Below are 4,851 nucleotides of genomic sequence, written 5' to 3'. Positions count from 1 at the left end.
ACGAGAAACGGCGCGCCCTTGGCGGGAATCACCACCGCGAGCAGACGTTCGCTGTTGCCCCACCGCATGCCGGTGAAGTACTCCATGCTCGTGCCGCCGGCGAGCATGAGGGCATCGATCTTCTGCTCTGTCATGAGCCGCCGCGCCTTCTCGAGTCGCGCCTTGCGTTCGTCCACCGAGATGGGCACAACGCCGTCCTTCATGGGCGTGAGCGCAGCGATGGCGGGGGGCAGATCACTCTGCGTTGATGCGGCGCCGCTGGCATCGGCTTCAGCCTTGGCGCAGCCGGTGACGGCGAGGGCGGCGAGTGACGCGGAGGAGGTGGCGAGGAAGTCGCGGCGGGTGGTCATCGGGTGGGGAGTGGTGGGAGGGTTGGGGAAACGTTCGTCGGGGATCGCGGAGCAATGGAGATCACGGAGCACACATCGTGCGTGTCTCCGATGAGCTGCTCACGATGGTGACGTGCACACGCGGTTAGGGCTGGATCCCACCACCACCACCGTCGGCTGAGCCAGACGCGCCGGCGGCGGCGCTGGCGCCGAGGGCCACGGTGAGCACGGCGGCGACGATGCCGACGAGCGTCCAGGTGCGTTTGCGCGAGAACGTGCGGGTCTGCACCTGCTCCACATCGGCGCGGGCGATGGTGAGCGGCACGCCGTTCTGCGGGAAGCGCTCACGCGTGGCGGTCATGACGTCGGTGACCGTGAGCTCGATGCTGTCGGCGGTCACCCGCACGATCGGTCCATCGACGCTGCGCACGTTCTCGCCAAGCTTGGGCTGCACGGCGCGCGCGCCGTTGCTGGTGAGGACGAGCGTGGATTCACCGAGGGCGGGTGTGGCGCTCTTGGCGACCGGCACGTAGGCGTAGCAGCCCATCATGGGGAGCGCGAGGCTCCACGCTGTGAGGGCGAGGGCGGTGGTGGCGCGGCGTTGTTGCATGGATCGAGGGAAACGGGTCTGAGGGAAGTTACGCATAGGTTACGGCGGGGGTAACTGCGCTTTACCAGCAGACGGCAGACGGCAGGAACTACAGCACGCAGAACGGGAGGAATGTGGTACAACAAAACGGGCGCCACCGCTTCGCGGGGCGCCCGATTTCCTTTGCGGTAGGGAAATCGGCAGCGGCGCAAAGCGCACGCTGCCGAGTTTTTCTTCCGAATTCCTCCGTGACTGCGTGCTGTAGTTCCTGCGGTCTGCCGTCTGCTTGTCGTCGCACTGACCGAACCTTGACGCCCACAAAACGAAATCGGGGGCGCCCGCACCGCGGCGCCCCCGAGTCGTTCTACCGAATGCCTGCGTCCTGCGAACTCATCCCGTCAGTTGCACGCCGCCGGCCGGTCCTGCGCGGGCTGCGGCGCCAGCGGGTTCTGCTGCCGCTCGTTGTACGAGATGGGGAAGAAGCACGGCCGCAGGCCGCGCGTCGCCACCCAGCGATCCGCACGGATCTGGAAGCGGTAGTGGTCGGTGAGGCGACGCGCCTGCAGGAACAGGTTCACCTGACGCGAATGAATCAGGATGTCGCGCGCCGACACCGTGCTCGCCGGCGTCCAGTCGGGCAGGGCGTCCACCGCACGGATGGCGTTGATACGCGTCTGGAATTCCGACGTGTTGCCCGACGCGAGCGCCGCTTCGGCCAGGATGAGCAGCATTTCCTTGGCCGACGACGCCGTCCAGCCGACGTTCACGGTGGAGGAGAGACGGCAGCACTCGTTGATGTTGGCGAGCGTCACCGGATCCATCTGCCCCGTGATGGGGTCGCGCATGGAGATACCCGCCGCACCGTCCAGCGGGCGCGTGCCCGCGCCGTTCGGCACGATGTAGCGGTTACCGGCGCGGATCTCGAGGCGCGAGTTCATTTCCGAACCCGTCGAGAACCAGCCACCGGCGTTCTGCGCGATCACGTCGAAGCGATAGCGCGCGGCGTTGCTGCCGAACGCGGCGAGCGCGGCGGCGGCATCGGCGTTGGCGCCCGCATCGTTGATGAGCGGGTTGGCCGGGAAGCCGCGCGGCGCGCGCAGCGTGGCCCACACCGCCCGCGACCACTTGGCACGCGCCTGCATGGCCAACAGACGGGCGCGCAGCGGCTGGTTGTTGAGCGCCGTGGCGATCGTCAACCCCTTGCCGGTGTACGCCGTGGCCGAGTCGAACATCACACGCATGTTCGCTTCGCCCACGTTGGCGCCGTTCTTCACGCGATCGGACGCGAGGACGAAGTCTTCGTAGTTCTCGCCGATGAGCGTGTAGATCGTGGCCGCGAGGTAGTACGCCTGCGCCAGGTCGGCACGATTGCGCAGCGAGCCGGCCTTGTCGTACCCCTCGAGCTTCGGGAGCACGTAGTTGGCCATCCAGCGGGCCTGGCTCACGTACGGGTACTGGCCGTCGGTGTACTCGTTGAGCGGGTCACCCAGGTCACCCACATCGAGCAGGTTCCAGTACTCGCGCGAACCCACCCACGTGAGCTCGTCGGAGGCGGCGCCGCTCGTGCCGGTGATCTGGTTGCCCGCCGCGTTCACCGCGCCGTACAGGCCGGTGACGAGCGAGGTGGCCGCCGCCGCCGCCGAGGAAATGGCATCCTCGGTGACGGCGTTGGGGTTCTTCACTTCCGTGGAGAACACGGTGCAGGAAGCCAGCGCCATCGTGCCCAGCGCCGTAACGGCGGTGCCGAGCGAGCGACGGAAGCGCGTTCCCCCAATCTTGGTCAGATGCTGCATATAGGGTCCGTGCTCCAGATCAGAAGTTGAGGTTCAGCGCGAGCGACACACGACGCGGGATCGGCAGGCCGAAGCCGTCCGTCGCGTTCTGGAAGTTGTCCGCCAGCGAACCCGTCGAACCGCGGCCGTTCTCGTTCGATTCCGGATCCTGGCCGGGGTAGCGGGTCCAGAGGAACAGGTTGCGACCGGCGGCCGTGATGCTCGCGTTGCGGAAGCCGATCTTCTTGGCCATGTCGGCGCCGAAGTCGTACGTGATGGCGAGTTCGCGCCAGCGGAGGAAGCTGCCGTTCTGCGCCTGGTAGAGACCAGGCTCGAGGAGACGGCGGTAGCCGCGGATGTACGTCTCGGCGGCGGCCACACGCTGCTCGGGCGTGCTGGCCGGATTCTGCATGACCGATTGAATCTCGGAGAACGCGCGACGGTTGGAGCCGATCGACGGGTGCTGCGAGAGACGGAAGCCGTCGGTCAGGTTCGACACCATGTAGCCCGTGCGATACTCGAGCGTGTTCTGGATCTTCCAGTGGTTCGCAAAGCTCCACGTACCACCGAAGGCACCAGTCCACGTCGGGATGCTCTTGCCGACGCGCTGTTCGAACAGGATGCCGTTGCCGTCGTAGTCGGCGAGCAGCGGCTGGAGCGCCGACTGCACGCTCGACTGCTGGATGTCACGCGGCTGCGCGAAGTACGCGAGCAGTTCGGCGCGCGTGGCGGCCGTGCCACGCCCGTTGAAGCTGATCGGAAGGTCACCGGCGTTGTAGCAGGTGATGGGCTTGTTCGCCGAATTCGTGGCCGGCACGGTGCCGCACTGGCCCGCGAGGCGCGGCTCGTAGATGGAGCCGAGGGGCGCCCCTTCCTTGAGGTAGATGCGGTAGCGCGCGTAGCCGCCCGACACGCGGATGGCCGGCGCGCCGCCGAGGCTCGACAGCGTCTGGTTGAGATACGCGGCGTTGGCGAACAGTTCGAGCTTGTTGGTCGCCTTGTTGATCACCTGCGAGCGCAGGCCGATTTCCATGCCGTTGGCGTCGATGGTGCCGATGTTGGTCAGCTGCGCGTTGCGGAAGCCGCCCGACGTCGGGAAGGTACGCGGCACGAGCGCGTCGTTCACCGTACGCTTCCAGGCGGTGTATTCGAGCGCGACCTTGTTGTTGAACAGGCCGGCTTCGAAGCCCGCTTCGAGTTCCGTCGAGATTTCCGGACGGAGGTCCGGGTTGCCGAGCGCCGACGGAATGAGACCGGCGCCGACCGACGTGACCTGCGGCGCGAACGTCGTGAACTGGTCGAAGGCGCCAGGCTGACGGCCCGACTGACCGATGGCGGCGCGGACGCGGAACGTGGAGAGGAGCGTGCTGCTCCAGCCCTGGCGATCCGACGGCACCATGGAGAGCGACGCCTTCGGGTAGAACACACCACCGGCGTTCTCGCCGAAGGCCGACGAGAAGTCGTAGCGGCCGCCGACCGTGCCGAACACCCAATCGTGCCAGCCGATCTGCGACTGGGCGAAGTAGCCGCCGTTCACGGTGGTGAGGAACGACTCACCAGCCGAGATGTTCTGACCACCGGCGCCCACCACTTCGATACCGGGGCCCGGGAAGAAGGCCGACGAACCGGAGTTGGTTTCGGTGCGGTTGTTGAACACCTGCAGACCGGCCACGTTGCTCGTCGTGAACGGACCGAAATCGCGGTTGTAGGCGATCTTGCCGTCGAGCGTGAGCACGCGCGTGCCGCCCGAGAACACGGCGCGCGACCCGTCGGGGTTGTTCGACGTGAAGAGGTCGACATTGTAGCCGAACGGCGAGAAGCCGAAGTCGCGCTGCGCCGCGTAGTCGAAGCCGAACGTGGACGAGAGGGTGAGCTTCTCGGTGGCCGTGTACGCCGCGTCGAACGTGCCGACGTAGCGCTGCGTGGCCGTCTTGTTGGTCTGCTGCATCGACTCACGCACCGTCATGAACGCCTGGTTACCGAAGGCGTTACCGGCACCCGAGCAGACACCCGGCGAGACGTAGCTGGACGCGTTGCAGTTGGCGAGCTCGGGGCGCGCCATGTACGACAACGAGTTCACGCCGTAGATGTTGTTGTTGTTCTCGGGCGCTTCGTTGGCCGTGTTGTAGTAGGCGTTGTTGAAGCGCAGGCGCAGGTTCTT

General features: G+C 66.6%; 4 protein-coding genes. All 4 read right to left on the bottom strand.

The window, feature by feature from the left end:
* On the bottom strand, window positions 1–350 hold a 350-nt coding region (locus ACIQ6O_RS12985; RefSeq protein WP_396208214.1), incomplete at its 3' end, for an aminopeptidase P family N-terminal domain-containing protein.
* Window positions 351–474: 124 nt separating this feature from the next.
* Window positions 475–939 carry a hypothetical protein gene (locus tag ACIQ6O_RS12980; RefSeq protein WP_396208213.1) on the bottom strand — a complete coding sequence of 155 codons (465 nt, stop codon included), beginning with the start codon at window positions 937–939 and terminating at the stop codon, window positions 475–477.
* Window positions 940–1,316: 377 nt separating this feature from the next.
* Window positions 1,317–2,711 (bottom strand): RagB/SusD family nutrient uptake outer membrane protein, encoded by a 1,395-nt coding sequence (locus ACIQ6O_RS12975; protein WP_396208212.1) that lies wholly within the window; start codon window positions 2,709–2,711, stop codon window positions 1,317–1,319.
* Between the two features lie 19 nt (window positions 2,712–2,730).
* Window positions 2,731–4,851: TonB-dependent receptor domain-containing protein (locus ACIQ6O_RS12970; RefSeq protein ID WP_396208211.1), on the bottom strand; the 2,121-nt coding region annotated here is incomplete at its 5' end.

The organism is Gemmatimonas sp. (genome assembly GCF_044345575.1).
In the GTDB taxonomy this organism is placed as follows: Bacteria; Gemmatimonadota; Gemmatimonadetes; order Gemmatimonadales; family Gemmatimonadaceae; genus Gemmatimonas.
Note: the sequence above shows the minus strand (reverse complement) of the source record. Positions and strands in the feature narration are given on the sequence as shown.